The sequence below is a fragment of the Caulobacter soli genome (assembly GCF_011045195.1).
GTDB classification, from domain to species: domain Bacteria; phylum Pseudomonadota; class Alphaproteobacteria; order Caulobacterales; family Caulobacteraceae; genus Caulobacter; species Caulobacter soli.
The window spans coordinates 3433166-3457802 of sequence record NZ_CP049199.1; the positions used below are offsets into that span (position 1 = coordinate 3433166).

Consider the following 24637-nt stretch of genomic DNA (forward strand, 5'->3'; position numbering starts at 1 on the left):
CCGTCGGCTGCGCCGACACCTCCCCCACAGGGGGAGGACCTAGAAGGCTTCGCCTAGTACAGAACCCCCAGCGCCTCGCGCTCGAAGTTCTTCAGCTCGTCATTGCGCCCGTCGCGGATCTTCACCACCCACTCCGGGTCCTGCAGCAGCGCGCGGCCCACACCCACCAGGTCGAACTCGCCGCGGTCCAGGCGCTCCAGCAGGCCGTCGATCGAGGCCGGCTGGCTGCCCTCGCCGCCGAACGCCGCGATGAACTCGCCCGACAGACCCACCGAGCCGACGGTGATGGTCGGGGCGCCGGTCAGCTTCTTGGCCCAGCCGGCGAAGTTCAGGTCGCTGCCCTCGAACTCCGGCTCCCAGAAGCGGCGTTGCGAGCAGTGGAAGATATCGGCCCCGGCGTCGGCCAGCGGCTGCAGCCAGGCTTCCAGCAGTTGCGGGGTCTCGGCGTTCTTGACCGCGTAGTCCTGCTGCTTCCACTGCGACAGGCGGATGATCACCGGATAGTCCGGACCGACGGCGGCGCGGACGGCCTTGAGGATCTCGGCGGCGAACTTGCTGCGCTCGCCGATGGTCGGGCCGTTCAGGTGGTCGTCGCGGACGTTAGTGCCGTTCCAGAAAAACTGGTCGATCAGGTAGCCGTGGGCGCCGTGCAGCTCGATGGCGTCGAAGCCCAGGGCCTTGGCGTTCCTGGCCGCGTCGGCGAAGGCTTGAATCGTGTCGGCCACGTCCTCGTCGGTCATCGGCTCGGTGAACGGCGCGCCGCCGGCCTTGGAGATTCCCGAGGGGCTGTCGATCTTGCCCAGCACGTCCTTGCCCTTGGCCGAACCCACATGCCACAGCTGCGGGGCGATCAGGCCGCCGGCGGCGTGCACCTCGTCGACCACCTTCTTCCAGGCCGCCAACTCCTTCTCGCCATGGAAGCGCGGGATGTTGGCGTCGTTCAGCGAGGCCGGCCGGGCCACGCCCGTGCCCTCGGTGACGATCAAGCCGACCTGGTTCTCGGCGCGGCGACGGTAGTAGGCGGCGACATCGTCGGTGGCCACGCCGCCGGGCGAGAACGACCGGGTCATCGGGGCCATCACCACCCGGTTGGGCAGCTTCAGCGACTTGAATTCGAACGGCTTGAACAGGGCGTCGAGGGCCATGGGCGGCTCCGGTAAGCGATAGGTTGGCTTAGTTGTAAGGGCGGGTTTCGTTTGAAGACGATGCAGAAATTCTGGGCCCTACTCGACCGCGTCGAGATATTCGATCTCCGGGCGACCGGCCATGAACGGCCCCATGGCCGCGCCGGCGGCCTTGAAATAGTCGGTCCCGCCGTGGTGCTTCAGGGCGTCTTCAGAGGCGTAGAGCTCCAGCACCTTGTAGATCCCCGCCTCGGTCCGGCTCCTGGTCAGCTGGTAGACCAGGCAACCTGGCTCGTTGGCCTTGACCTTCTGCTGGAGGTCCAGGAACACCTTTTCGAAGTCCGCCGCCTTGTCCGGCTGGACCTTCAACACCGCCACCACACCGATCATGTCGTTCTCCCGAGGCCTTGCTGGCCAAACACTTGTTTGAAGGCAGTTTCGGGGAAGTGGCCGCCCAGGGCAAGGGGACGATTGACCGCGCGCGCGAATGACGAAATGCCAAGGGTCGCCCCAGTCAGGAGTTTCCATGAGCGCGTCGGAACAGGCCCAGCAGATCGCCAGCGCCCTGGCGGACGCCTTTCGCGTCGGGGCGGCGTTCGACGTCATGCCCCAGGTGCGGCGCTATGGCGACCCGACCGACAAGAGCACGATCGACCTGCTGACCTGCGCGGACTCGCCCCAGCGGGGGATCACCTCGTACGGCACCATCGGGCTGTCGGGGCATGCGCGGCCGAACGCCACCGACCTGCGGGTCGAGTTGGTGGGGGCCTTCTCCAGCGCCCTGCCCGGCTTCGCCGAGGTGCTGGCCAACTGCGCCTTCAACGCGATCAACGACGGCGCGCCACTGCGGCTGGGCGTGGTTCATGGCGAGGCGATGGGCGACCTGTCCCCGACCCTGCCGCACGTGATGTTCTTTTCGCCGTTCCTGTGGGGCGACGCCCCGGAGACCCTGGTCCTGGCGGACAGGACGGTGGCATGGCTGATGGCCGTGCCGATCAGCGAGGTCGAGCGCGCCTATGCGCAGATCGAGGGCGCCAACGCGCTGGAAGAGCTGTTCGCCCGCGCCGACATCAACATCCTGGACCCAAAAAGGCCCTCGGTTCTGGGAAGAATCTGAGGCGGACGCCTAGCGCCGCTCGTTCCAGCCGTAGGCCACCCACGAATGACCGCCCATGTGGCGAGCTTCGATCAGGGCGGGATCCCCGCTAGGGGCGGCGGCGGTCGCGGTGCGACCGCGTAGGGCGAAGGCGGCGAGGCCCAACAGGGCCGTGGCCATGAAGCCGATGACGACGAGCGTGGCGGCGAACACCACCGCGATCACGGCCGCGACGGCGACGGCGATCGAGGTCGCCACGGCGCCGGCCAGGGTGGCCAGGCTGCGCCAGGCGATACCGCTGGCCTTGCCCGAAGAAGAACCCGCAGTCTCCATTATCGTCCTCGCAGGCGTGCCCCGCCCATGAAATCAAGATGGGGCGCCAGTACTGAACGTCAACTGAACACCCGGTCGATCGTTCCGTAAAATGAATTCGGCGCTAACCACGCCGAATTGACAGCCTAGCTTGCCGCCAGGCCCGCCAATTCGCGGCGCTCGCGCATCACCGTGCTGAAGGCGGCGTTGATCGCCGCCGACTTGGCCTCGGCCACCTCGATGAACTCCAGCGGCAGGCCGCGAGCCCGGGCGCGATCGGGGTGAGCCTCCGACATGGCCGTGCGCCAGGCCGAGTGCACCACCGCGTCCTCGGCGTCGGCCGGCACGTCTAGGATGCGATAAGGATCGTCCGGCCCGGTCCCGACGTGGGTGGCGGTCAGGCGACGGAACGACAGGGGCGACATGCCGAACAGGTCGGCCACGCGCTCCAGATAGCTGAGCTCGTCCTGGGTCACCGCGCCGTCGGCCTTGGCGATGTGGAACAGCCCGTCCAGCACGTCCTCGAGGATCTGCGGGCAGGTACGATAGCGCTTGGCCAGCCGCTTGGCGTAGCTTTCGAAGCCGTGCGTGGTCTGGCGCGCCAGGTCGTACAGGCGGTGGATGTTGTTTTCCGACTCCGGGTCGGGATGGAACACTTCGGCGAAGGCGGCGTATTCGTCGCCGTCGGCCGAGCCGTCGGCCTTGGCCAGCTTGGCGCCCAGCGCCGTGACCGCCGTCGAGAAGGCCGGGTCCTGACCGGGCAGGCCTGGCGGACATTCCTGGCACTCGGCCATGTCCAGCCGGCGCGCGGCGAGGGTTGCGATGTTACGCCAGAAGGTCATGTCGGCGACGAAAGTCCAGAAGCGTGGCGGAGTGATGACGACCTGAGATACGTCGCCCGCCCCCAAACGGATCACGCTCCCGTTTTGGCTTCTAGCACAAAAATGCGGTCTCCCCACCCGGTCCTTGCTGCGGCGCACATTGAAACTTCGTAACGTGTGGAGGAACGACCGACTCGCGCAACGCTCGGCTGCACACAGGAATTTTTGTCCGAAGCGGGAGCGTTTTGACGGGTTCGTCCGTTATGGCGCAGCTTGGCCGGCCGCGGTGCAAAACATTCCGGCGCCATGCTCCGGTCCCAATGGGGCCGGAAATGCTCTATTCGAACGCGACCGACTCTCTGAGCGACGCCCTACAAAGAGGACCTCCGCCCGCATGGCGACCGCCTTCCTTCTCGCCCTGGCCCTGCTGGCCCAGGACGCTCCGGTGTCCACCGCGCCGACCGCTTCGGCGCCTCCGCCCCGCACCCAACCCGCCGCCACCGCCCCGACCGACGACTACGGTTATGTGGGTTGGTGCTACGGCGCGCTGGGCGGCTATGTCGAGCTGTACGACAAGGTGATGCCCGAGGTCACCCGCATCGAGAAGACCTTCCCCGGCCCCGACGGCTTCGCCTCGGCCATGAAGGAATATCCGGCCATGCGCGACCAGGCCAAGAAGGACCTGGTGACCTATCGTTCGGCCATCGTCGCGGCCGAGAAGGCCAGCCCCCGCCCGATCTCGGAATACGGCGCGGCGGCGATCAAGAAGGGCCATTCGGTCTGGGGCGGCGCTGACTCCGTCGACAAGGCCCGCCTGGCCCAGGTGTGGATGAGCTGGAGCCCTCCCGGCGACTGCGAAACCCGCGCCAAGGCCCTGGAGACCAAGTCCAACCTGTTCGGCCAGGCCCTGAACTACAACGTCAAGAAGAACGCCACGTCGATCGCGTCGCCGGAGTCGACGCTGGTTCCCGACGCCGCGCCGGTCGCCGAGCCCCAGGCGGCGGCGCCCGCCGCTCCGGCGGTCGAGGAAGCGCCCGCGCCCAAGCCGGTCGCCGCCAAGCCTGCCGCCAAGAAGCCGGCCGCCGACGTGCAACCGATCGGCGCCAAGCCCGCGGCCCTGCCGATCGCGGCCAAGGGCGAGATCATCATCGATCCCGCCAATCCCCAGCCCTGCGCCGGCAGCCTCACGCCCGCCAAGCGCGGCGGCAAGAACGTGCTGATCTGCAAGGCGGACTAGCGTCGATTGGGGACACGCGCATGCGTGTGTCCCCGACCACACCTAGGCCGTCGGCAGCGTCCCCGTCTCCGCCACCTGCTTGAACCAGCCGTACGACGCCTTGGGCCTTCGTACGCCGGTCGTTCGGTCCATCGCCACCAGGCCGAACTTCGACGTGTAGCCGATGTCCCATTCCCAATTGTCGATCAGGGTCCAGGTGAAGTAGCCGCCGATCCGCGACCCGGACTCCATGGCGCTCTTCACCGCTTCGAGGTGGCGGCGCAGGTATTGGCTGCGAAAACCGTCGTCGAGCACCGCCGGACCGTTTCCGAACGGATCCGAGCAGCCGTTCTCGGTGATCAGCACCGGCGGATTGCCATAGTCGCGGCGGATCCGCGTCAACACCTCGACCAGGCCCGACGGATCGATCTGCCGGCCGAAGGCGTCCAGCTCCGCGCCCCTGGGCGGCGCGCCGGGGGCGATGTGGCTGGCGCTGCCGAGGTCCAGGTTCACATAGGCCGGGGCGTAGTAGTTGACGCCCAGGAAGTCGATCGGCTGGTGGATGGTCTTCAGGTCGCCGTCGCGCAGGTGCCCCTTGAGGAAATCGGCCATCAGGACCGGATAGGCGCCCTTCAGCAGCGGATCCAGCCAGGCGCGGTTCCACAGGGCGTCCAGGCCGCTGGCCGCCGGCCGGTTCCAGAACGCCAGCGGCCCGCCGGCCACGCGGCAGGGCTGCAGCGCCAGGGTCGTGCCGATCCGCAGATCGTCGTGCGCCGCGCGCAACGCCTGGATCGCCAGGCCCTGGCCCAGGTTCATGTGGTGGGTGGTCGGGCCCAGCAGGGCGATGTCCTTCAACCCCGGCGCATGCTCGCCCAGCACATGACCGAACACCGTGTGCACGGCCGGCTCGTTCAGGGTGATGACATGCTTGAGCCGATCGCCCAGCCGCCCGACCACGGCGGCGGCGTAGTCGGCGAAGCTCTTGGCGGTGTCGCGCGCGCTCCAGCCGCCCTTGTCCTGCAGCGCCTGGGGCAGGTCCCAATGGAACAGCGTGGCGTAGGGCGTGACGCCCTTGGCCAGGCAAGCGTCGACCAGGCGGTCGTAGTGGTCCAGCCCGGCGGGATTGACCGTCCCCTCCCCTGTCGGCAGCACCCGCGACCAGGCGATCGAGAACCGGAAGGCCTTCAGGCCCGCGCCGGCGATCAGGTCGACGTCCTCGGCGTAGCGGCGATAGCTGTCGGTGGCGACGTCGGCGTTCGAGCCGTCCTTGATCCGCCCCGGCTGCTTCTCGAAGGTGTCCCAGATGCTGGGGCCACGCCCGTCGGCCTCGGGCGAGCCCTCGGTCTGGAAGGCCGCCGTCGCCACGCCCCAGACGAAGTCGTCGGGGAACTGCCTCGACTTGACGGTCGCCTCGGTGGAGCCTACCCGGTCGCAACCGCTCAGGCCAAGGCTGGCCGCTCCGCCCGCCGCCAGCGCGCCCAGCGCCCGACGGCTGATCCCCCTGTCGTCCACGCTCGCCCCCTGTGCCCGTCGGGAGTCGCCCGCCCCCGTGCGGAGGTCAGGATGAGCGCAAAGCATGAGGTTTGGCTAGGGCGCCCGTCCGTTCAGGCCCGACGGCCCTTCACATAGGCGTCGATCACGCCTTCCAGCTGGGTCAGCGGGACATTGCCGCCCATGACCACGGCGTCGTCGAAGGTGCGCAGGTCGAAGCGGGCGCCGAGCGCGGCCTGGGCCTTGCTCCGCAGCCGGACGATCTCGCTGTGGCCCACCTTGTAGCCGCAGGCCTGGCCCGGCCAGGCGCAGTAGCGGTCGACCTCGCCCTGCACCTCCGCGCGGGTCGAGCCGTTGGTGGTCACGAACCAGTCGATGGCCTGGTCGCGGGTCCAGCGCTTGGCGTGGACGCCGGTATCGACCACCAGGCGGCAGGCCCGGAAGGCGATCGACTGCAGATAGCCCAGCTGGCCCAGCGGATCGCCGTCATAGGCCCCCAGCTCGTCGGCCAGCTGTTCCGCATAGAGCGCCCAGCCCTCCGAATAGGCGTTGAAGGCCAGCAGCGAGCGCACCAGCGGCAGCTTGTAGGTGTATTCGCCCTGCCAGATGTGGCCCGGCAGGCCCTCATGATAGGTCAAGGTCGGTAGCCCGTAGCGCGGCCAGATGCTCGTGTCGCGCAGGTTGATGTAGTAGTTGCCCGGCACCGTGCCGTCGATCGAACCGGCCCCGGCGTAACCGCCCGGCGCGCCGTCCTGGATCTCGACCGGCACGCGCTTAATCAGCAGATTGCCCGGCACCAGCGTCGCGAAGGCGCGCGGCAGGCGGGTGCGGATGTCGGCCACCCGGCCGTTCAGATAGGCCAGGATCTGGGCCCGGCCCTCGTCGGTGTTGGGGAACAGGTTCTTGGGATCCTCGCCCAGCGCCTTCATCCGCGCCCCGACGCTGCCCTGGGTCAGGCCCTGGGCCTTCAGCAGGACGTCCATGCGGCCATAGAGGTCTTTGAGCTGTTCCTGGCCCATCTGGTGGACCTCGTCGGGCGTCATGCGGCTGGTGGTGCCGGCCCGCAGCGCCCAGGCGTAGTAGGCTTCGCCGTTCGGCAGCTTCCAGGCGCCGGCCTCGGACGTGGCCTTGGCGCGGTGGGCGGTCAGCTCGGCGATCTGGCGGTCCATGGCCGGGGCGATCTGGCTCTCGACGATGGCGGCGGCGCGGCGGGCGTGGTCGCCCGGGATGTCCTTGGCCTTCTTGGCCAGGCCCGTGACCAGGCCCCAGTCAGCGACCGGCTGGGCGCGGGCGCCGGTCTGCTGCTTGAGGGTCTTGTCCAGCAGGAAGTCCGGAGCGATCACGCCCAGCGCGCCGTCGTGCTTCAGTCGCGCCGTCTCGCCGTCCAGTTGGCGGGCGTAGAGCTCCAGGCGGTGCAGATAGGCCTCGACATCGGCGGCGTTGGTCACGCCGTGCTGGCTGTCCAGGAAGTCCGGCGTCTCGACGAAGGCCCCGGTGTTCTGGGCCACCACATAGGGCGCGTTGCGGTACGACCACTGCGACGACAGGCCGATGGCGTCGCCATAGGGGAAGTCGAAGCCCTCGACGGCCAGTTCGTGGGCGGTCCGGACGACGCCGAGATCCAGCGCGGCGGCGGGGCTCAGGCCCTTGCGATCGACCGCCTTCATCCTGGCGACCCGCGCCTTGGCGGCGGCGGCCAACTTGCCCCGGCCGTCCAGGGAGCGATCGGTAAGACTGGATTTCAGGGCCGCCCGCGCGCCCTTGTCCAGGCCCAGGGCCGAGGCGTTCTCGGGATATTCCCGCATCAGGTCCTCGGCGACCGAGGACAGCAGGGCCTCGGCGGCGGCGTCGCCGGAGGTGGTGGCCAAGGCGCTCCCGCCGAACGCCGCGGCGGCCGCGCCAAGGGCTAGAACGTCACGACGATTGAACTGGCTCACGCTGGATCTCCCGGATTCGCCGGGAAACCTAGCGCATTGAACAGCGACACACACTCACTCCACGACGGCGCCTTGCGCGGCGAGACCGTAGGATGAGTGTGTGTCCCTTGGCTTCAGATGCTGCTGATGCCGAACGCGTCGGCCAGGCCTTCGTCGCCGCCCGAGCTCCGCGGGGCCTGGCGGACGTTGGACAGATCCACCGTGCCCGTGCTCGACAGGCGCGAGATCACGAACCGCGCCGAACGCGCCTCGACCACCGGCAGCAGGAAGCCCAGGGTGAAGATCAGGATCAGCGCGTTGGTCAGGCTGAGCACGATCAGGTCGACCGCCTTCAGCGAGATGGCGAAACGCGCTTCGTCCACGCGGATCGCGCCGATCACCGCCCGGATCACCGCGGCGTGGTAGGCGGCCGAGGCCAGCACCACGGCCAGGATGTAGACCAGCATGAAGGCGTAGAGGCGACCGATGAACGCGAAGTCAGGCGCGCCGCCCGCGGTCGGCATGGACTTGAGCATCATGACGATCAGGGCGACGTAGCCGCCGATCCCCACCAGCCAAGCCAGGGTGAACGGGGCGTAGAGGCCCTCCTTGTCCGACCGTTGCCAGCTCAGTTTCTTGTCGCCATAGGCCAGGGCGCCCCACAGCTGACCCGACAGACGCATGCTCATGGCCGGCGCGAACCAGCCCAGGGTGATCATGGTCAGCAGGAAATAGCCCAGATACGACCAGCCGAACTTGGCGGGCGAGCCCGTTAGCTGGAACCGCTTGCCACGCCAGCGCGTGCGGCCGGCCAGGTAACGGAACGCCATGAACACCGCCGCGCCCAGCGCCACGATCAGGGCGATGTAGAGCGGCAGGATCAGCAATGCGAAGCGCTTGTCGACCACGGTCAGGCCGATCACGGCCAGATAGGGAACCAGCAGGATCACCACGCCCAGCAGGAAGCCCAGGAACAGCTCCAGGCCCTTGCCGGTGTAGCTGAAGGCCTCGCCATTCAGGCTGACCTTTTCCCAGATCCGCCGCCGCGTCGCGGTCCTGGCCCAGAAGCTGTAGATTCCGAACGTCACCAGGTAGAGCAGGCCGTTCTTGATCCCCAGCCCGACGAAGTCCGACGATTTCAGCGTCTGGCCAAACGTCAGCGTCTCGCCCGAAGCGGGCGTGGTCGCGTCCGTCATGAAGTCCCCCTAAAGCCCCTAACGCCACTGTGCGCGATGCAAGGAGTGGGGGGATTGCAACCTCGGGTCAACCGGCTGCTTGCCGGAGACGAGGACACACACTCACGCCACGCTCGGCGAACACCCGCCGTGACGCTCAGGGTGAGTGTGTGTCCCCAGAAGTTCCTTACGCCGCCAGCTTGACGATCGCGGCCTGCGCGCCTTCGACCGACTTGGCGCGGGCGTCGTCGCCCAGGGCCACGCCCTCGGCGCGGATGAAGCGGATGTCGGTGATCCCGAAGAAGCCGAACACGCCCTTCAGATAGGTTTCCTGATGGTCGAGAAACGCGAACGGTGCGCCTTCGCCATACACATTGCCGCGCGACGAGGCGATGATCACCGTCTTGCCGCCGGCCAGGCCTTCGACGCCGTTCGGGCCGTAGCGGAAGGTGCGGCCGGCCACGGCCAGGCGGTCGATCCAGGCCCGCAGCTGGGTCGGGATGGAGAAGTTGTACATCGGCGCGCCGATCACCACGATGTCGGCGGCCAGGAAGCCGTCCAGCAGGGCCACGCCGTCGGCGATGTCGGCCGCCAGGGCGGCGTCTTCCGGTACGGCGCCTTGACCGGCGGCCAGGTGGGCGCCCGACAGGTGATCGACCGGCTGAGCGGCCAGGTCGCGGTAGCTGACCTCCAGGCCCAGGTGCTGCGCGACCTGCGCGGCGACGATGGCCGAGGACAGGGTGCGGCTGACCGAGCCGGCGCCCAGGATGCTGGAATCGATGTGAAGAAGCTTCATGACCGTAGAACTCCGAAGCGCCATCTGGGCGCGACGGGGGATTTAGGCCTTCATCATCCAGAGCATCAGCCTATATGATTGGATGGGATCCATCGCCAAGAACGATAGATCAAGGAATGTCCAGATGCTCGACGCCGTCACCCTCGACCAGATGCGCACCTTCCTGGCGGCCGCCGACGAGGGCAGCTTCTCGGCGGCGGGTCGAAAGCTGGGTCGCGCCCAGTCGGTGGTCAGCCAGACCTTGGCCAATCTGGAGGGCCAGCTTGGCGTTCGCCTGTTCGACCGTAGCGCGCGCAAGCCGGTGCTGACCGACCAGGGCCGCGCCCTGGTGATCGAGGCCCGCGAGGTGGCCGGCCGCATGGACGCCTTCAAGGCCCGCGCCTCCAGCCTGGCCGGCGGGCTGGAGGCCGAGGTGTCGATCGTGGTCGACGTGATGTTCCCGATGTTCGTCCTGACCCACGCGATCGGCGACTTCCAGGCCCATTTCCCCGACACGGCGCTGCGCGTCCATGTCGAGACCTTGGGCGCGGTCGTGCAGCCCGTTCTGGACGGACGCTGCGCCTTCGCCGTGATGGGCGCCCTGCCCGACTTCCCCGTCACCCTGGTGCGCGAGCAGTTGCAGTCGCTGCGCCTGATCCACGTCGCCGCCTGCGACCACCCGCTGGCCGCCTTCAAGGGTCCGGTGCCGACCGAGGAGCTGGCGCGCCACGTTCAGTTGGTGCTGACCGACCGCTCGTCCCTGACCCAGGGCCGCGAATACGGGGTGTTCTCGCCGCGCACCTGGCGCCTGGCCGATCTCGGCGCCAAGCACGCCTTCCTGCTGGCGGGCCTGGGCTGGGGCGGCATGCCGTCGGACCGCGTCGAGGCCGACCTGAAGTCCGGCGCCCTGGTCGAGATCAAGCTGAGCGACGCGCCCGCCGCCGGCTTCATCATGCCCTGGTACGCCGCGCACCGCCCCGACGCCCCGCCCGGTCCGGCCGGTCGCTGGCTGATCGAGCGGCTGAAGGACACGGCGGCGCGGTGCCCGAGCCAGGAGTGAGCGCCTCGCCCCAAGCCTACCGACCCAGCGCCCGCACGTTCACGCGCCAGACCTCGCCGGCCTTGTAGTCGGCGATCCACACCGAGCCGAAGGCCACGGCGGTCGCGCCGGTGCCGCGCCCTCCCGAGAAGCTTTGGACGACTTGGCCCGTGCGCTCGTCGAGGCGCGTCAGGGGCCGGCCGCTAACCGGCAGCCACACCCCGCCCTCGCCCACCGCGATGTCGCCGCCGCCGGTCAGGGGCGCGCCGGTGACGACGCTGGCGACCTCCGCATTGGTGCGCGGATCGAGCCGCGAGACGGCGTTATTCTTCAGGTGCATGACCCAGATCGCGTCACGCCCCACGGCCATGAACCGGGGTCGCGCCCCCGCCGCGATGGTGGATAGGACGCGGTTGGTCTTCGGGTCGATGCGCGACACCACGCCCGCGTCGGTGCTCGACACCCAGACCGAACCGAAACCAAAGACCACGCTGGAAGCACCGGCGGGCAAGGCGATCCTGGCCAGAATCGCGCCGCCGACGGGATCGACGCGGGCTACGGCGGCCGATCCGTCGTCGGCGCGGATCGTGACCCAGACGCTGCCGGCGCCCACCGCCAGACTGCCTTCGCGCTCGGGGTCCAGCGGCAGCGGGAAGCGACGGTCGATCGCCAGGGTGACCGGATCGACGCCCATCAGGACGCCGGCCTTGCAATCCACGACCCAGACCCGACCCAGGCCCGTGGTGATGCGATGGCAAGACTGCCCTCCGGTCGCCACCGTGCCGGTGATCCTGTTCGTGCGCGGATCGATCCGATGCAGCCCGCCCGGCTCGTAGCTGGCCAGCCACATCTGGCCGAACCCGGCGACCATCCAGTCGGGCTGATCGGCGACCGTGAACCTGGCCGCGATCGGCAGGTCCGTGCGAACAGGCGGCAGGTCGGCGGCGACGCTCACCTGGGCCATCGGCAGAAGGACGGCGAGCATCGGGACGAGATTGCGCATGGCGCGAGGCTACAAGCTGCAGCGCTCGCGCTCAATGCGAATGATTCTCATCACGCCGCCTCGCCCCGCGCCTTGGCGCCAGGATCGTAGTTGAGGATCGGCGACAGCCACTTCTCGGCCATGGCCACGTCCCAGCCCTTGCGGCGGGCGTAGTCCTCGACCTGGTCGAGGTCGACCTTGCCGACGCCGAAATAGTGGCTCTGCGGGTGGCTAAAATAGAAGCCAGAGACCGCCGCGCCGGGGCTCATGGCGTAGCTCTCGGTCAGGATCATGCCGGTGGCCGCCTCGGCGTCGAGCAGCTTGAACAGCGTGCCCTTCTCGGTGTGATCGGGCTGGGCCGGATAGCCGGGGGCCGGGCGGATGCCCTGGTACTTCTCGGCGATCATCACGTCGACGTCGCGCGACTCGTCGGGGGCGTAGCCCCACAGCTCGACGCGGGCCTTGTAGTGCAGCCACTCGGCGAAGGCTTCGGCCAGGCGGTCGGCCAGGGCCGAGGCCATGATGGCGCTGTAGTCGTCGCCGGCGTCCTTGAAGCGCTTGACGATCTCGTCCTCGCCATGGCCGGCGGTGACGGCGAAGCCGCCCATGTAGTCTCCGCCCTGCCCGATCGGCGCGACAAAGTCGGCCAGGGCCAGGTTGGCCTTGCCCTCGGACTTGTCCATCTGCTGGCGCAGGGTGAACAGGCGCGCCAGCTCGGTCGAACGAGTTTCGTCCGTATAGAGAACGATGTCGTCGCCATCGGCCTGGGCCGGCCAGAAGCCGACCACGCCCTTGGCCCCGAACCACTTCTCGGCCACGACCTTGTCCAGCATCTCGCGGGCTTCGCGATAGAGATCCGTCGCGGCCTCGCCGACCACGTCGTCCTCCAGGATCTGCGGGAAACGGCCGATCAGCTCCCAGCTGGCGAAGAACGGCGACCAGTCGATGAACGGGACCAGCTCTTCGAGCGACGGCTCGAACGTGCGCGCGCCGATGAAACTGGGCTTGGGCGGCGCGTAGCCTTCCCAGTCGATGGCGAACTTGCGCTTGCGGGCGTCGGCGATCTTGGTGCGCGCCTTGGCCGTCTGGCCCCGGGCGTACTGCTCGCGGATGCGGACATATTCGGTGCGGGTTTCGGCCTGCAGACGGTCACGTTCCGTCGGCGACAGCAGGCCCGAGACCACGCCCACCGCGCGGCTAGCGTCCAGGACGTAGGTCGTGGAGCCCTTGTGATAGGCCGGCTCGATCTTGACCGCCGTGTGGGTGCGGCTCGTGGTGGCGCCGCCGATCAGCAGCGGCATGGTGAAGCCCTGGCGCTCCATCTCGGACGCCACGAACACCATCTCGTCCAGCGACGGCGTGATCAGGCCCGACAGGCCGATCATGTCGACGTTGTGCTTCTTGGCTTCTTCCAGGATGCGATCGGCCGGGACCATGACGCCCAGGTCGATGACCTCGTAGTTGTTACACTGCAGGACCACGCCGACGATGTTCTTGCCGATGTCGTGGACGTCGCCCTTGACCGTGGCCATCAGGATGCGGCCGGCCTGCTCGCGCGGCTTGCCGGCCTTCTCGGCCTCCATGAAGGGCTCGAGCCACGCCACGGCCTGCTTCATCACGCGGGCCGACTTGACCACCTGGGGCAGGAACATCTTGCCCGAGCCGAACAGGTCGCCGACCACGTTCATGCCGTCCATCAGGTGGCCTTCGATCACGTGCAGCGGGCGCTCGACCGACAGGCGGGCTTCCTCGGTATCCTCGTTGATGAACTCGGTGATGCCGTTGACCAGAGCGTGGGTGATGCGCTCATTCACCGTGCCCTTGCGCCATTCCAGGTTGGCGGTCTGGACCTGGCTCTTGTCGCCCTTGTAGCGCGGAGCCATGTCGACCAGACGCTCGGTATTGGAGACGTTGGTGCGCTGCGGGCGGTTGAGGATCACGTCCTCGACGGCATCGCGCAGTTCCGGGTCCAGGGTGTCGTACACTGGCAGGTCGCCGGCGTTGACGATGCCCATGTCCATGCCCGCCTCGATGGCGTGGTACAGGAACACCGAGTGGATCGCCCGGCGCACGGGCTCGTTGCCGCGGAAGCTGAACGACACGTTCGACACCCCGCCCGAGATCCGGGCGTAGGGGCAGCGCTTCTTGATCTCGCGCGTGCCCTCGATGAAGTCGACGGCGTAGTTGTCGTGCTCCTCGATCCCGGTCGCCACGGCGAAGATGTTGGGGTCGAAGATGATGTCTTCCGGCGGGAAACCCACCTTGTCGACCAGGATGTTGTAGGCCTTCTCGCAGATCTCGATCTTGCGGGCGGCGGTGTCGGCCTGGCCCACCTCGTCGAAGGCCATGACCACCACGGCCGCACCGTAGCGCAGGCATAGCTTGGCCTGCTCGATGAACTTGGCCTCGCCTTCCTTCATCGAGATCGAATTGACGATGGCCTTGCCCTGCACGCACTTCAGGCCGGCCTCGATCACCTCCCACTTGGAGCTGTCGATCATCACCGGCACCCGCGCGATGTCGGGCTCGGCCGCCATCAGGTTCAGGTAGGTGATCATGGCCTGCTTCGAATCCAGCAGGCCTTCGTCCATGTTGACGTCGATGACCTGGGCGCCGGCCTCGACCTGCTGGCGCGCCACCGACAGGGCGGCCGGATAGTCGCCCTCGACGACCAGTTTCTTGAACTTGGCCGAGCCCGTGACGTTGGTGCGCTCACCGATATTGACGAAGACGGGTCTCATTTGGCGGCGCTCAAGGTCGTTTGCAGGACGGCGATCTGGGTCAGCCACACGTCGTGATCGTCCCCCTCCTGCCAGAGTTCGTCGAGTTCGGAGGCTGGAGCCACGACGCGCGCCAGGGCCGATCGCGCCAGGGCGACGGCGCCTTCCGGCGGCGCGCCGAGCGCGGCTTTCAGCTCGCGATGATTGTCGGGCAGGATCGTCACGTCGCCGACGGCGGCCGCGACGATGGCGGCGGCGGCCACGGCGGTCGCGCCCTCGGGCGCTTCCAGATAGCCCGCCTGCTTGGTCACATAATCGAGCGCCTGGACGACCGTGCGCCATTCCGGCGCCTCGGCCAGGTCGTCGACGAAGTCCAGCGCGTCGTCGTTGTCGAAGGGTCCGGGAGCCCAGGCCATCAGACCACCTCGACCTTCGCCCGCGCGACCGCGAGAGCGATCTGGCCGTCCAGGAAGTCGCGGAACGCGATCCCCTGGGCCTTCAAAGACTTCGGATACAGCGACGCGGCGGTCATGCCCGGCAGGGTGTTGATCTCCAGGAAGATCGGGCCGTTCGGCGTGACGATGAAGTCGCTGCGCGAATAGCCGCCGGCGCCCACGGTCTTGTGGGCCTTCAGGGCGGCCTCCTGCATGGCGGCGTTGACCTCGGGGGCGAAGGTGGCCGGGCAGATCTCCTCGGTCGTCTTGGCCAGGTACTTGCCGACATAGTCGAAGGCTCCGTCGGCCGGACGGATCTCGACGGGCGGCAGGGCGAAGACCTTGCCGTCCTGCTCCAGCACCCCGCAGGTGGCCTCGGCTCCCGCCACGAAGGGCTCGATGACATAGGCCTCGCGCGCGGCGGCGGCGTTCAGCTGTTCCAGCTCGGCCGGACCGTTGACGAAGATCAGGCCGTAGCTGGAGCCGTCGGCCACCGGCTTGGCGACCAGCTTGCCGTATTGGGCCAGGGCGGCTTCCGCGTCGGCCAGGGCCACGGTCGAGGGCGCGACGACGCCGGCCTTGGCCACGGCGGCCTTGGTGGCGATCTTGTCGAAGGCCAGGCGGCTGGACTTGGAGTCCGAGCCGGTAAAGGCCACGCCGCGCGCCTCGCACAGGGCGGCCAGGTCGCCGTTCTCCGCCGCGCCGCCGTGCATGCCCAGGACCAGCACACGATCCTCGGCCTTGGCCTTGTCCAGCGCCGCCGCGATGTCGCCGATCGGCGCGCCCTCGGTCGGCAGGTCGATCTCGAACGGTCGCTCGTGGGCCTGCAGCACCGCGTCGCTGGCCACATAGACCTGGTCGTCGGGCGCCCAGAACCACAGGTCGGCCTCCGGCAACGCCGTGGCCAAGGCCTTGGCGCTGGCCACCGAGACGAGGCGCTCGCGGCTCATGCCGCCGAAAAGGATGGTCGTACGCATCGTCGAAATCTCTAGGCCAGCTCGAAGGGTTCCAGGCCCGCCAGGCGCATGGCCTTGGGGCGCTCGAGGATGGCGCGGGGCGCGACGCCGCGCACCTCGTCGGCCACGTGCTTGATGTGGTCGGGGGTGGTGCCGCAGCAGCCGCCCAGGATGTTGACGATGCCGTCCTTGGCCCACTCGTGCAGCTGGTGGCCCGTCTGGTGCGGCTCCTCGTCGTACTCGCCCATGGCGTTGGGCAGGCCGGCGTTGGGATAGGCCGCGACCAGGGTGTCGGCGATGCGGGCCATCTCGGCGATGTGCGGCCGCATCAGGTCGGCCCCCAGGGCGCAGTTGAAGCCCACGGCGAACGGCTTGCAGTGCTTGATCGAGTTCCAGAACGCCTCGGCCGTCTGGCCCGACAGGGTGCGGCCCGAGCGGTCGGTGATGGTGCCGCTGATCCAGATCGGCAGCTCTTCGTGGCCCTCGTCGCGCAGGTCCATGATCGCCTTGATCGCGGCCTTGCAGTTGAGCGTATCGGTGATGGTCTCGATCAGGAACAGATCGACCCCGCCGTCATAGAGCGCCGAAACCTGCTCGCGATAGGCCTGGTAGACCTGATCGAAATTGACTTTGCGCGCGCCCGGATCGTTCACGTCCGACGACATCGACAGCATCACGTTCAACGGCCCGATCGAGCCGGCGACGAAGCGCGGCTTGTCCGGATGCTCGACCAGCCAGCGGTCGGCCACTTCCCGGCCGATGCGCGCGCCCTCGTAGTTGATGTCACGCACGACGGCGGCGTCCAGGCCGTAGTCGGCCTGGGCGATGGTGGTGCCCGAGAAGGTGTTGGTCTCGGAGATATCGGCGCCGGCGGCGAAATAGGCGTCGTGAAGCTCGGCCACCAGATCCGGCCGGGTCAGGCACAGGATGTCGTTGTTGCCCTTCATCTGGCCGTCGTAGTCGGCGAAGCGTTCGGCGCGGTAGTCGGCCTCGGTCAGCTTCTTCTTCTGGAACATCACGCCCCACGAGCCGTCCAGGATCAGGATGCGGTCCTTGGCGGCGGCCTTGAGGGCGGCGATGCGTCCGGCTCGCGTGGTCAGATCGGTCATGGTCGGCTCCTGCCGGGGTCTTTCCAGCGCTTCGCGAGGAAGCGGAACTCAATTCTTCTGGCCAGGGCCAGCGCTAGGGTTTGTGCGCCGCCTGCTGGCGCGCCAGTTCCTTGTCGAACGCCTCTTCCGAGGTCGTGGCGTAGCGAGCCAGTTCGGTCGGATCGATGAAGGCGTTGACGTCGCCGCTCAGCATCTTCCGGCGCTTGTCCAGCAGATGGCCCTGTTCCTCGTGACTGGGCAGCATCACGTCGGTGGGCAGGGCCTTCAGCGTGGCGAAGGTCGCGCGATAGTCGGCGACGATGTTTTTGTAGGTCTTATTGCCTACCAGCACGTTGTCGGCCACCGAGGCCGAACAGGGGAAGGTGACGTTCAGCGGCCGGTCGCGGTCGACGACCTGGGTGGTCCAGGTGGTGCAGCCGATGGTGTGGCCGGGCGTCAGGTGGGCGACCAGCAGGGTCTCGCCCAGTTTCAGCTTCTGGCCATCGCCGAAGGTCTTGTCGACCTTGACCGGCGCGAACGGCGTTGCGCCATTGGCGTTGTCGCCGAAGTGCTGGCCCTTCTCCAGGGCCGGCTCGTCGGCGCGCGAGGCCCAGACCTTGGCGCCGGTGTCGGCCTTCAGCTGGGCCAGACCGCCGGCGTGGTCGTAGTGGGCGTGGGTGTTGATCAGGATCTTCACGTCCGAGAGCTTGAAGCCCAAGGCCTGGATATTGGCCTCGATCAGCTTGGCCCCGGCGGGCGACGGGCCGCTGTCCAACAGCACATGGCCTTCCGACGACGGGATCAGCCAGGCCGACAGGCCCTCGGAGCCGACATAGTAGATGTTGCCGACCACCCGATACGGGCGGACCGGCTTGGACCAGTTCGGCGGATCGGCGGCCTGGGCCGCGCCGGCCAGGGCCAGGACCGCCAGAACGATCGACGCCGTCCGTTTCATGCCGCGGCCTCCGAAGGCGCATGGACGGCCTCGCGCACGCCCAGCACGCGGCAGATCGCATAGACCAGGTCCGCCCGGTTCAGGGTGTAGAAGTGGAAGTCGCTGAAGCCCTGCTCCTGCAGCTTGGCGCACATCTCGGCGGCCACCGAGCACGCCAGCAGGCGGCGGGTGTCGGCGTCGTCGTCCAGGCCGTCGAACAGATTGGCCAGCCAGCCAGGCACCGCCGTCTGGCAGGCGGCCGACATCTTCACCAGGCCCTTGAAGTTGGTCACCGGCATGATGCCCGGCACGATCGGGATGGTGATCCCGGCCGCGCGCACCTTGTCGACGAAGCGCAGGAAGGCGTCGGTGTCGAAGAAGAACTGACTGATCGCCATCGTCGCCCCGGCGTCGACCTTGGCCTTCAGCACCTCGATGTCGTGCTCGATCGACGGGCTCTCGGGATGCTTTTCCGGATAGACGCCGACCAGCACGTTGAACGGCGCGATCGCGGTCAGGGCCGCGGTCAGCTCGGTGGCGTTCTTGTAACCGTCCTCGCGGGGCACATAGACGCCGCCGATGCCGCCCTCGCCGGGAGGCGGGTCGCCGCGCAGCGAGACCACGTGGCGCACGCCGGTCTCCCAGTATTCGCGGATCACCTCGTCGACCTCGGCGCGGCTGGCGCCGACGCAGGTCAGGTGGGCGGCGGGCTTCAGCGTCGTCTCTTCCAGGATGCGCTTGACCGTGCGGTGCGTGCGCTCGCGCGTCGAACCGCCGGCCCCGTAGGTCACCGAGACGAAGGCTGGATCCAGCGGGGCCAGGCGCTTGATCGCCGCCCACAGATTCTCTTCCATCTGCTCGGTCTTGGGCGGGAAGAACTCGAACGAGACGCGCGGACGGTCGGTGCGCTCGCCGGCGCGGGCGATCGGACCGATGACGCGGCGGGGAGCAAGAGAGGACGTCATGCGGCGCTTCTTTCGGCGGTCTTGGCGGCGGTCTTGGCGGCGGTCTTGGCGGCGTTTCGGAGGGCTGCCCGGTCACTTGGGCGTCGGGCCGTCCAGATCTTCACGGTGAGCCCCTCGTCGGAATGCGACGGCAGGGCGATGTTGGCGTCCAGGACCAGGCCGGCGGCCTCGATCCAGGGGATGATCTCGGCGTCGGCGAAGCCCAGGCGGCGGTGCTGGTGGTTCTCGCGCAGGAACTCGTGGTCGTGGGGCGCGAAGTCGGCGATCAGCAGCAGGCCGCCGTCGGCCACCAGCCGCGCGGCCTCGGCCACGGCGGCGGCGGGATCGCCCAGATAGTGCAGCACCTGGTGCACGGTCACCAGATCGGCGCAGCCGCCCGGCAGGCCGGTGGCGAAGATGTCGCCGTGACGCAGCTCGCAGCGGGACAGACCGGCCTTGGCCACCTCGTCGCGGGCGATGTTCAGCATCTGCTGCGACAGGTCCAGGCCCAGGGCCGTTCCCGCGCGCGCGCCCAGCAAGGTCAGCATCCGGCCCGCGCCGGCGCCCAGGTCGACCATCTCGTCGAAGGGCCCTTCGCCCGCCGCCTGCAGGATGGCCGCCTCGACCTCGGCCTCGTCGACATAGAGCGAGCGGATCTCGTTCCAGCGCGCGGCGTTGCGGGCGAAATAGGCCTGGGCGCCGGCCGCGCGCTCGGCGCGCACCAGGGCCAGCCGCTCGGCGTCGCCCTGGGCGACGGGATCGCGCGGATCGATCAGACCCAGGGCCTGGTCGATCACGGCCCGCCCCGGCGACTTCAGCGCCAGGCGATAGAACACCCAGGCGCCGTCCGGAAAGCGCTCGACCAGCCCGGCCTCGGCCAGCAGTTTCAGATGTCGCGAGACGCGGGGCTGGCTCTGGTCTAGGACCCGGCACAGCTCCAGCACCGAAAGCTCTTCGGCCGCCAACAGGGCCAGCACGCGCAGACGGGTCGATTCCCCCGCCGCGCGCAGCAAATCCACGACCTGTTCGGACGACAACTTCATGAGGATATAAAGATATCCTTATGTCCGATTTGGCAAGCTAAATCCGAACCACCGCCTCCGCAAAATGACGCACGTCTGGCGACCCCACGCGGTGAACTATGCCTCGGGAGAAGACTTCGACGGCTCCCAAAGCTCAATCTTCACCCCCGCCGGGTCGATGAGCCAGGCGAATCGCCCCATGTCCTCGTCCTGCCGCCCCGTCGGCTCCACGCCCTCGGCGGCGGCCTTGGCCAGCACGCCGTCCAGGTCGTCGACGATGAAGTTGATCATGAACGGGGCCTGCGACGGCTCGAAATAGCGGGTGTCGGCGGCGAACGGCGACCAGTTTGTACCGCCCACCTTGGGGTGCTTGAACACCGCCCCGCCCCAGTCGAACACCTCGAAGCCCAGCACCCGCGCGTACCACTCTCGCACGGCGGCCGGGTCCTCCGCCTTGAAGAATATCCCACCCAGACCCAGGACCTTGGCCATCTCAGCCCTCCCCTAATCGTTCAAAATCAGCCATCCACCGGCGAGGCCAGGGTCTCGCCCTTGAAGAACCGGCGCAGGTTCTCGACCGTCAGCCCGACCATGGCCGGGATGCTGTCCAGCGTGGCGCCGGCGGTATGCGGCGTCAGCACGGTGTGCGGCACGCCGGCCCAACGCGAGGCCGGGGTCGGCTCGTGGTCGAACACGTCGAGACCCGCCATGCCCAGCCGGCCGTCCTTCAACGCCGCGATCAGGGCGTCCTCGTCGACCAGCGAGCCGCGCGCCACATTGACCAGCAGGCCCTGCGGTCCCAGCGCCTCGAGGACCGCCTGGTTGATCATGTGGCGGTTGCTGGCGTCGGGACGGGCGCAGACCACCAGGATGTCGCTGTCGCGGGCCAGGTCCAGCAGGCTCTTGGCGCGCGGCAGTTCGGTCTCCTTGGGCCGCGGCGCCCACCACGAGACCTTCAGCTCGAAGGCCTCCAGCCGCCGGGCCACCGCCTCGCCGATATGGCCCAGGCCGACGATGCCGGCCTTGCGGCCGCGCAGGCCGTGGCGAGGGCTCATCCGCTCCATGCTGGTCCAGTGGCCGCTGCGCAGCTTCTGGTCGCCCTCGACGATGCCGCGCCAGGCGGCCAGCACCAGGCCCACCGCGTGGTCGGCGACGTCGGCGGCGTTCAGCCCGGTCGAGTGGCTGACGGCGATGCCGTGCTGCTTGCACCACGGGACGTCGACGCCGTCATAGCCGACGCTGACACAGGCGATCAGGCCCAGGCGCGGCATCTCCGACAGCAGGTCCTTGGCCAGCACCATCTCGCCGGCGTGGACGATGGCGCGCACCTGTCGCCCCGGCCCGTCCAGGAACGCCAATCGGTCGGGATAGTCCCACAGCCTGTGCACCTGGTACGCGCCCTCCAGCAACGGCTGCAGGGGCATCAGCATCTCGTGCGAAAGGACGATGTGGGGCTTCTCGACGGGCGTTTGAGGCATTCTTCTTCTCCATCCCGGACAACGCGCGCGACCGCGAGTCGCGCATCCGCAATCTGTCCCTGAAAGATCGGGATCACTGTGGCGGGATCAAGCTACTCCAGTTCCTGGCGAACGCCATTTCCCGCCAGGTCCCGCAATAGTGATCGATCCAGGCCTAATGTCGGCCTTCGGCGAATTCCTCGATCATCTTGGCGCAGAAGGCCGGCAGATCGTCGGGCTTGCGCGAGGTGACCAAGCCCTGGTCGACCACGACCTCGCGATCGGTCCAAAGGGCGCCGGCGTTGCGCAGGTCCATCTCCAGCGACGGCCAGGAGGTCATGTGCTTGCCCTCCACCCCGCCGGCGTTGATCAGCGTCCAGGGACCATGACAGATCGCCGCGATCGGCTTCTTCTCGGTGACGAAGTGACGGATGAAGGCGATCGCCTTGGGCTGCAGCCGCAGGGCGTCGGGGTTCAGCACCCCACCCGGCAGGACGATGGCGTCGTAGGACGCCGCGTCGGCCTCCGCCAGTTCGCGATCGACCGCCACGGCGGAGCCCCAGTCGTGATCCTTCCAGCCCTTGATCTGGCCGGCCTTGGGCGAAACGACCTCGACCTGCGCGCCCGCGGCCTTCAAGGCCTCGACCGGCTTTTCCAGTTCGGACTGCTCGAAGCCGTCGGTGGCGAGGACGGCGACCTTGCGGCCGGCGAGGGTCTGGTTGGGCATGGTGGGCTCCTGACGGGCGAAGAACTGGCCATCCAAACCCCGCCGCGCGGGCCCCGGTTCCGAGCCCGACAAAGGCCAAGCTGTGAACTGTGGTCACGCCGAGGGGTTTTGTTGAGCGACGCGTCCTGACGGCGCGCCAGTTTCGGAGGAAGTTCCCATGATCATCAGAACCCTCGCCGCCGGCGTCGCCCTGGCCGTGCTGGTCTCCGGCGCGGCATCGGCCGCGCCGCAGTCCAAGGGCGCGACCGCCTTGGCCGGCCCCAAGCAGCCAATCCCCTACAGCCAACTCGAGGCCTATTCGAAGGCCTCGGCCAAGACTCGGGCCAGCAAGGACTGGTGGAGCGGCTCGGCCTCGACCGGCACGTCGACCGACACCTCGGCCACGGCTCCGCAGACCGACACCTCGGCCTCGACCTCGACCAGCACCGACACCGCGGTGAATCCGCCGGCCTCGTCGACCATGCCGTCGGACTCCTCGGCCAGCATGCCGGCCACGCCGCCCGCCTTGCCGGACTCCACCTCCCCGGCCCCGGGCTCGAACCTGCCAGGCGCGCCCACCGAACCGAAGTAGGCTAGCGCCCAAAACGACGACGGGGCGGCCCTCGCAGGCCGCCCCGTCTCCATAGTCTCTAGAAGGTTCGCGCCTTAGCGGGCGAACTTCTGGAACTTGATGCGCTTGGGGATCAGGCTGTCGGCGCCCAGGCGGCGCTTCTTGTCTTCCTCGTACATCTCGAAGTTGCCTTCGAACCATTCGACGTGGCTGTCGCCCTCGAAGGCCAGGATGTGGGTCGCCAGACGGTCCAGGAACCAGCGATCGTGGCTGATGACCACGGCGCAGCCGGCGAACTCTTCCAGCGCCTCTTCCAGGGCCTGCAAGGTTTCGATGTCCAGGTCGTTGGTCGGTTCGTCGAGCAGCAGCAGGTTGCCGCCGGTGGCCAGGGTCTTGGCTAGGTGGACGCGGTTGCGCTCACCGCCCGACAGCAGGCCGACCTTCTTCTGCTGGTCGCCGCCCTTGAAGTTGAAGCTGCCCACATAGGCGCGGCTGTTGATCTCGCGCTTGCCGACGATCATCACGTCGGTGCCGCCCGAGACTTCCTCCCAGATGGTCTTGTTGGGATCCAGCGCGTCGCGCGACTGGTCGACATACGACAGCTTGACGGTCTCGCCGACCTTGACCGTGCCCTGGTCGGGCTGTTCGCGGCCGGTGATCAGCTTGAACAGCGTCGACTTGCCGGCGCCGTTGGGGCCGATGACGCCGACGATGCCGTTCGGCGGCAGCTTGAAGTTCAGGTCCTTGAACAGGACCTTGTCGCCGTATTCCTTTTCAAGGCCGGTGACTTCCAAGACCACGTTGCCCAGGCGCGGGCCCGGCGGGATCTGGATGTGGGCCTGGGTCTGGGCGGCGCGGGCGTTCTCCTGCGCGGTGACCATTTCCTCGTACGACGCCAGGCGGGCCTTCGACTTGGACTGACGGGCCTTGGGCGAGGAGCGGACCCATTCCAGTTCGCGGGTCAGGGCGCGCTGGCGGGACTCGGACTCCGACTGCTCCTGGACGACGCGCTTCTGCTTCTGCTCCAGCCAGCCGGAGTAGTTGCCCTCGTAGGGGATGCCCTTGCCGCGATCCAGCTCCAGGGTCCACTTGGTGACCTGATCCAGGAAGTAGCGATCGTGGGTGACCAGGATCACGCAGCCCGGGAAGTTTTCCAGGTGGTGCTGCAGCCAGGCCACCGACTCGGCGTCCAGGTGGTTGGTCGGTTCGTCCAGCAGCATGATGTCGGGCTTGCTGAGCAGCAGGCGCGCCAGCGCGATGCGGCGCTTCTCACCGCCCGACAGGCTTTCGATGTTGGCGTCGTTGGGCGGGCAACGCAGGGCGTCGATGGCCATCTCGACCTTGGAGTCGATGTCCCACAGGTCGCGGGCGTCGATGATCTCCTGGAGCTTGGTCATCTCCTCCATCAGCTCGTCGGAATAGTCCTCGCCGAGCTTGTTGGCGGCCGCGTTGTAGCGGTCGAAGATCTGCTTGTCCTCGCAGTCGGCGATGACATTGCCCCAGACGTCCAGGGTCGGATCCAGCACCGGCTCCTGCGGGAGATAGCCGCGGCGGATGCCCTCGGCGGCCTTGGCCTCGCCCGAGAATTCCTTGTCCAGGCCGGCCATGATCTTCAGCAGGGTCGACTTACCCGAGCCGTTGACGCCCACGACGCCGATCTTGGCGTCGGAATAGAACGACAGCCAGATGTTCTCGAAGATCTTCTTGCCGCCGGGAAAGGCCTTGGTCAGGCCCTGCATCTGGAAAATGTATTGCTGAGCCATGGGGGGCGTCGGCCTCTTGCGTATTCGGATCGGGGGTCGGGCGCTCAGATAGCCTTCGGGGCGGGATTCCGCAATGTTCCCGGCGGACATGCGCC

At 68.1% G+C, this 24637-nt stretch carries 24 protein-coding genes; 4 read left to right on the forward strand and 20 right to left on the reverse strand.

From position 1 onward, the window contains the following. Window positions 1–53: 53 nt before the first annotated feature. Both G3M62_RS16090 and G3M62_RS16095 read right to left on the reverse strand, forming a co-directional pair. Window positions 54–1145 (reverse strand): NADH:flavin oxidoreductase, encoded by a 1092-nt coding sequence (locus G3M62_RS16090; protein WP_165188695.1) that lies wholly within the window; start codon window positions 1143–1145, stop codon window positions 54–56. A 78-nt stretch (window positions 1146–1223) separates the two neighbouring features. Beyond that, window positions 1224–1514 (reverse strand): putative quinol monooxygenase, encoded by a 291-nt coding sequence (locus G3M62_RS16095; RefSeq protein ID WP_165188697.1) that lies wholly within the window; start codon window positions 1512–1514, stop codon window positions 1224–1226. Between the two features lie 136 nt (window positions 1515–1650). Between G3M62_RS16095 and G3M62_RS16100 the strand changes: the two genes are divergently transcribed. Further along, entirely contained in the window at window positions 1651–2241 is a 591-nt protein-coding gene (locus G3M62_RS16100) for a suppressor of fused domain protein (RefSeq protein WP_165188699.1), read from the forward strand. Window positions 2242–2250: 9 nt separating this feature from the next. On the opposite strand, the gene G3M62_RS16105 is transcribed toward G3M62_RS16100, so the two are convergent. Together G3M62_RS16105 and G3M62_RS16110 are read right to left on the reverse strand one after the other, a co-directional pair. Further along, window positions 2251–2553, reverse strand: coding sequence for a hypothetical protein (locus G3M62_RS16105; RefSeq protein ID WP_165188701.1), 303 nt, complete (start codon window positions 2551–2553; stop codon window positions 2251–2253). A gap of 125 nt (window positions 2554–2678) precedes the next feature. Further along, window positions 2679–3374, reverse strand: a complete 696-nt coding sequence (locus G3M62_RS16110) for a J domain-containing protein (protein ID WP_165188703.1) — start codon at window positions 3372–3374, stop codon at window positions 2679–2681. A 373-nt stretch (window positions 3375–3747) separates the two neighbouring features. On the opposite strand from G3M62_RS16110, the gene G3M62_RS16115 reads away from it, so the two are divergent. After that, window positions 3748–4590: a hypothetical protein gene (locus tag G3M62_RS16115; RefSeq protein ID WP_165188705.1), complete on the forward strand. Its 843-nt coding sequence runs from the start codon at window positions 3748–3750 to the stop codon at window positions 4588–4590. 42 nt (window positions 4591–4632) lie between these two features. Here G3M62_RS16115 and G3M62_RS16120 read toward each other — a convergent pair whose 3' ends face one another. The 4 genes from G3M62_RS16120 to G3M62_RS16135 all read right to left on the reverse strand — a co-directional run bounded on the left by G3M62_RS16120 (window position 4633) and on the right by G3M62_RS16135 (window position 9947). Continuing rightward, complete coding sequence (locus G3M62_RS16120) at window positions 4633–6081, reverse strand: GH1 family beta-glucosidase (protein WP_165188707.1); 1449 nt, start codon at window positions 6079–6081, stop codon at window positions 4633–4635. Between the two features lie 92 nt (window positions 6082–6173). Further along, window positions 6174–7997 (reverse strand): DUF885 domain-containing protein, encoded by a 1824-nt coding sequence (locus G3M62_RS16125; protein WP_165188709.1) that lies wholly within the window; start codon window positions 7995–7997, stop codon window positions 6174–6176. Window positions 7998–8110: 113 nt separating this feature from the next. Beyond that, window positions 8111–9172: a YjgN family protein gene (locus G3M62_RS16130; RefSeq protein WP_165188711.1), complete on the reverse strand. Its 1062-nt coding sequence runs from the start codon at window positions 9170–9172 to the stop codon at window positions 8111–8113. Between the two features lie 166 nt (window positions 9173–9338). After that, window positions 9339–9947, reverse strand: coding sequence for an FMN-dependent NADH-azoreductase (locus G3M62_RS16135; protein WP_165188713.1), 609 nt, complete (start codon window positions 9945–9947; stop codon window positions 9339–9341). Window positions 9948–10071: 124 nt separating this feature from the next. Between G3M62_RS16135 and G3M62_RS16140 the strand changes: the two genes are divergently transcribed. Further along, window positions 10072–10986, forward strand: a complete 915-nt coding sequence (locus G3M62_RS16140) for a LysR family transcriptional regulator (RefSeq protein WP_165188715.1) — start codon at window positions 10072–10074, stop codon at window positions 10984–10986. Between the two features lie 16 nt (window positions 10987–11002). On the opposite strand, the gene G3M62_RS16145 is transcribed toward G3M62_RS16140, so the two are convergent. The 11 genes from G3M62_RS16145 to G3M62_RS16195 all read right to left on the reverse strand — a co-directional run bounded on the left by G3M62_RS16145 (window position 11003) and on the right by G3M62_RS16195 (window position 22229). Then, a complete protein-coding gene (locus G3M62_RS16145) occupies window positions 11003–11968 on the reverse strand; it encodes a Vgb family protein (RefSeq protein WP_165188717.1) in 966 nt (321 codons plus the stop codon). Between the two features lie 50 nt (window positions 11969–12018). After that, window positions 12019–14688, reverse strand: coding sequence for a methionine synthase (metH, locus tag G3M62_RS16150; protein ID WP_165188719.1), 2670 nt, complete (start codon window positions 14686–14688; stop codon window positions 12019–12021). After that, the gene (locus G3M62_RS16155) at window positions 14685–15083 is read right to left on the reverse strand and encodes a DUF4259 domain-containing protein (RefSeq protein ID WP_246263298.1); all 399 of its coding nucleotides are present in this window, start codon (window positions 15081–15083) and stop codon (window positions 14685–14687) included. The genes metH and G3M62_RS16155 overlap by 4 nt, the downstream gene beginning before the upstream one ends. Further along, the gene (locus tag G3M62_RS16160) at window positions 15083–16078 is read right to left on the reverse strand and encodes a D-alanine--D-alanine ligase family protein (RefSeq protein WP_165188721.1); all 996 of its coding nucleotides are present in this window, start codon (window positions 16076–16078) and stop codon (window positions 15083–15085) included. Before G3M62_RS16160 ends, G3M62_RS16155 begins: the two co-directional genes overlap by 1 nt. 11 nt (window positions 16079–16089) lie before the next feature. After that, window positions 16090–17166, reverse strand: coding sequence for a homocysteine S-methyltransferase family protein (locus G3M62_RS16165; protein WP_165188724.1), 1077 nt, complete (start codon window positions 17164–17166; stop codon window positions 16090–16092). Between the two features lie 73 nt (window positions 17167–17239). Next, window positions 17240–18100 (reverse strand): CAU/MBL1b family subclass B3 metallo-beta-lactamase, encoded by an 861-nt coding sequence (gene blaCAU, locus G3M62_RS16170; protein WP_165188726.1) that lies wholly within the window; start codon window positions 18098–18100, stop codon window positions 17240–17242. Next, complete coding sequence (gene metF / locus G3M62_RS16175) at window positions 18097–19044, reverse strand: methylenetetrahydrofolate reductase [NAD(P)H] (RefSeq protein WP_165188728.1); 948 nt, start codon at window positions 19042–19044, stop codon at window positions 18097–18099. The genes blaCAU and metF overlap by 4 nt, the downstream gene beginning before the upstream one ends. Next, on the reverse strand, window positions 19041–20066 hold the full coding sequence (locus G3M62_RS16180) for an ArsR/SmtB family transcription factor (RefSeq protein ID WP_165188730.1): 1026 nt from the start codon (window positions 20064–20066) through the stop codon (window positions 19041–19043). Before G3M62_RS16180 ends, metF begins: the two co-directional genes overlap by 4 nt. Before the next feature lie 96 nt (window positions 20067–20162). Further along, window positions 20163–20537, reverse strand: coding sequence for a VOC family protein (locus G3M62_RS16185; RefSeq protein ID WP_165188732.1), 375 nt, complete (start codon window positions 20535–20537; stop codon window positions 20163–20165). Window positions 20538–20563: 26 nt separating this feature from the next. Then, window positions 20564–21523: a 2-hydroxyacid dehydrogenase gene (locus tag G3M62_RS16190; protein ID WP_165188734.1), complete on the reverse strand. Its 960-nt coding sequence runs from the start codon at window positions 21521–21523 to the stop codon at window positions 20564–20566. Window positions 21524–21677: 154 nt separating this feature from the next. Next, on the reverse strand, window positions 21678–22229 hold the full coding sequence (locus G3M62_RS16195) for a type 1 glutamine amidotransferase domain-containing protein (protein ID WP_165188736.1): 552 nt from the start codon (window positions 22227–22229) through the stop codon (window positions 21678–21680). Window positions 22230–22386: 157 nt separating this feature from the next. On the opposite strand from G3M62_RS16195, the gene G3M62_RS16200 reads away from it, so the two are divergent. Beyond that, window positions 22387–22800, forward strand: coding sequence for a hypothetical protein (locus G3M62_RS16200; protein ID WP_165188738.1), 414 nt, complete (start codon window positions 22387–22389; stop codon window positions 22798–22800). Window positions 22801–22874: 74 nt separating this feature from the next. On the opposite strand, the gene ettA is transcribed toward G3M62_RS16200, so the two are convergent. Next, window positions 22875–24542: an energy-dependent translational throttle protein EttA gene (ettA, locus tag G3M62_RS16205; protein WP_165188740.1), complete on the reverse strand. Its 1668-nt coding sequence runs from the start codon at window positions 24540–24542 to the stop codon at window positions 22875–22877. Between the last annotated feature and the right edge of the window lie 95 nt (window positions 24543–24637).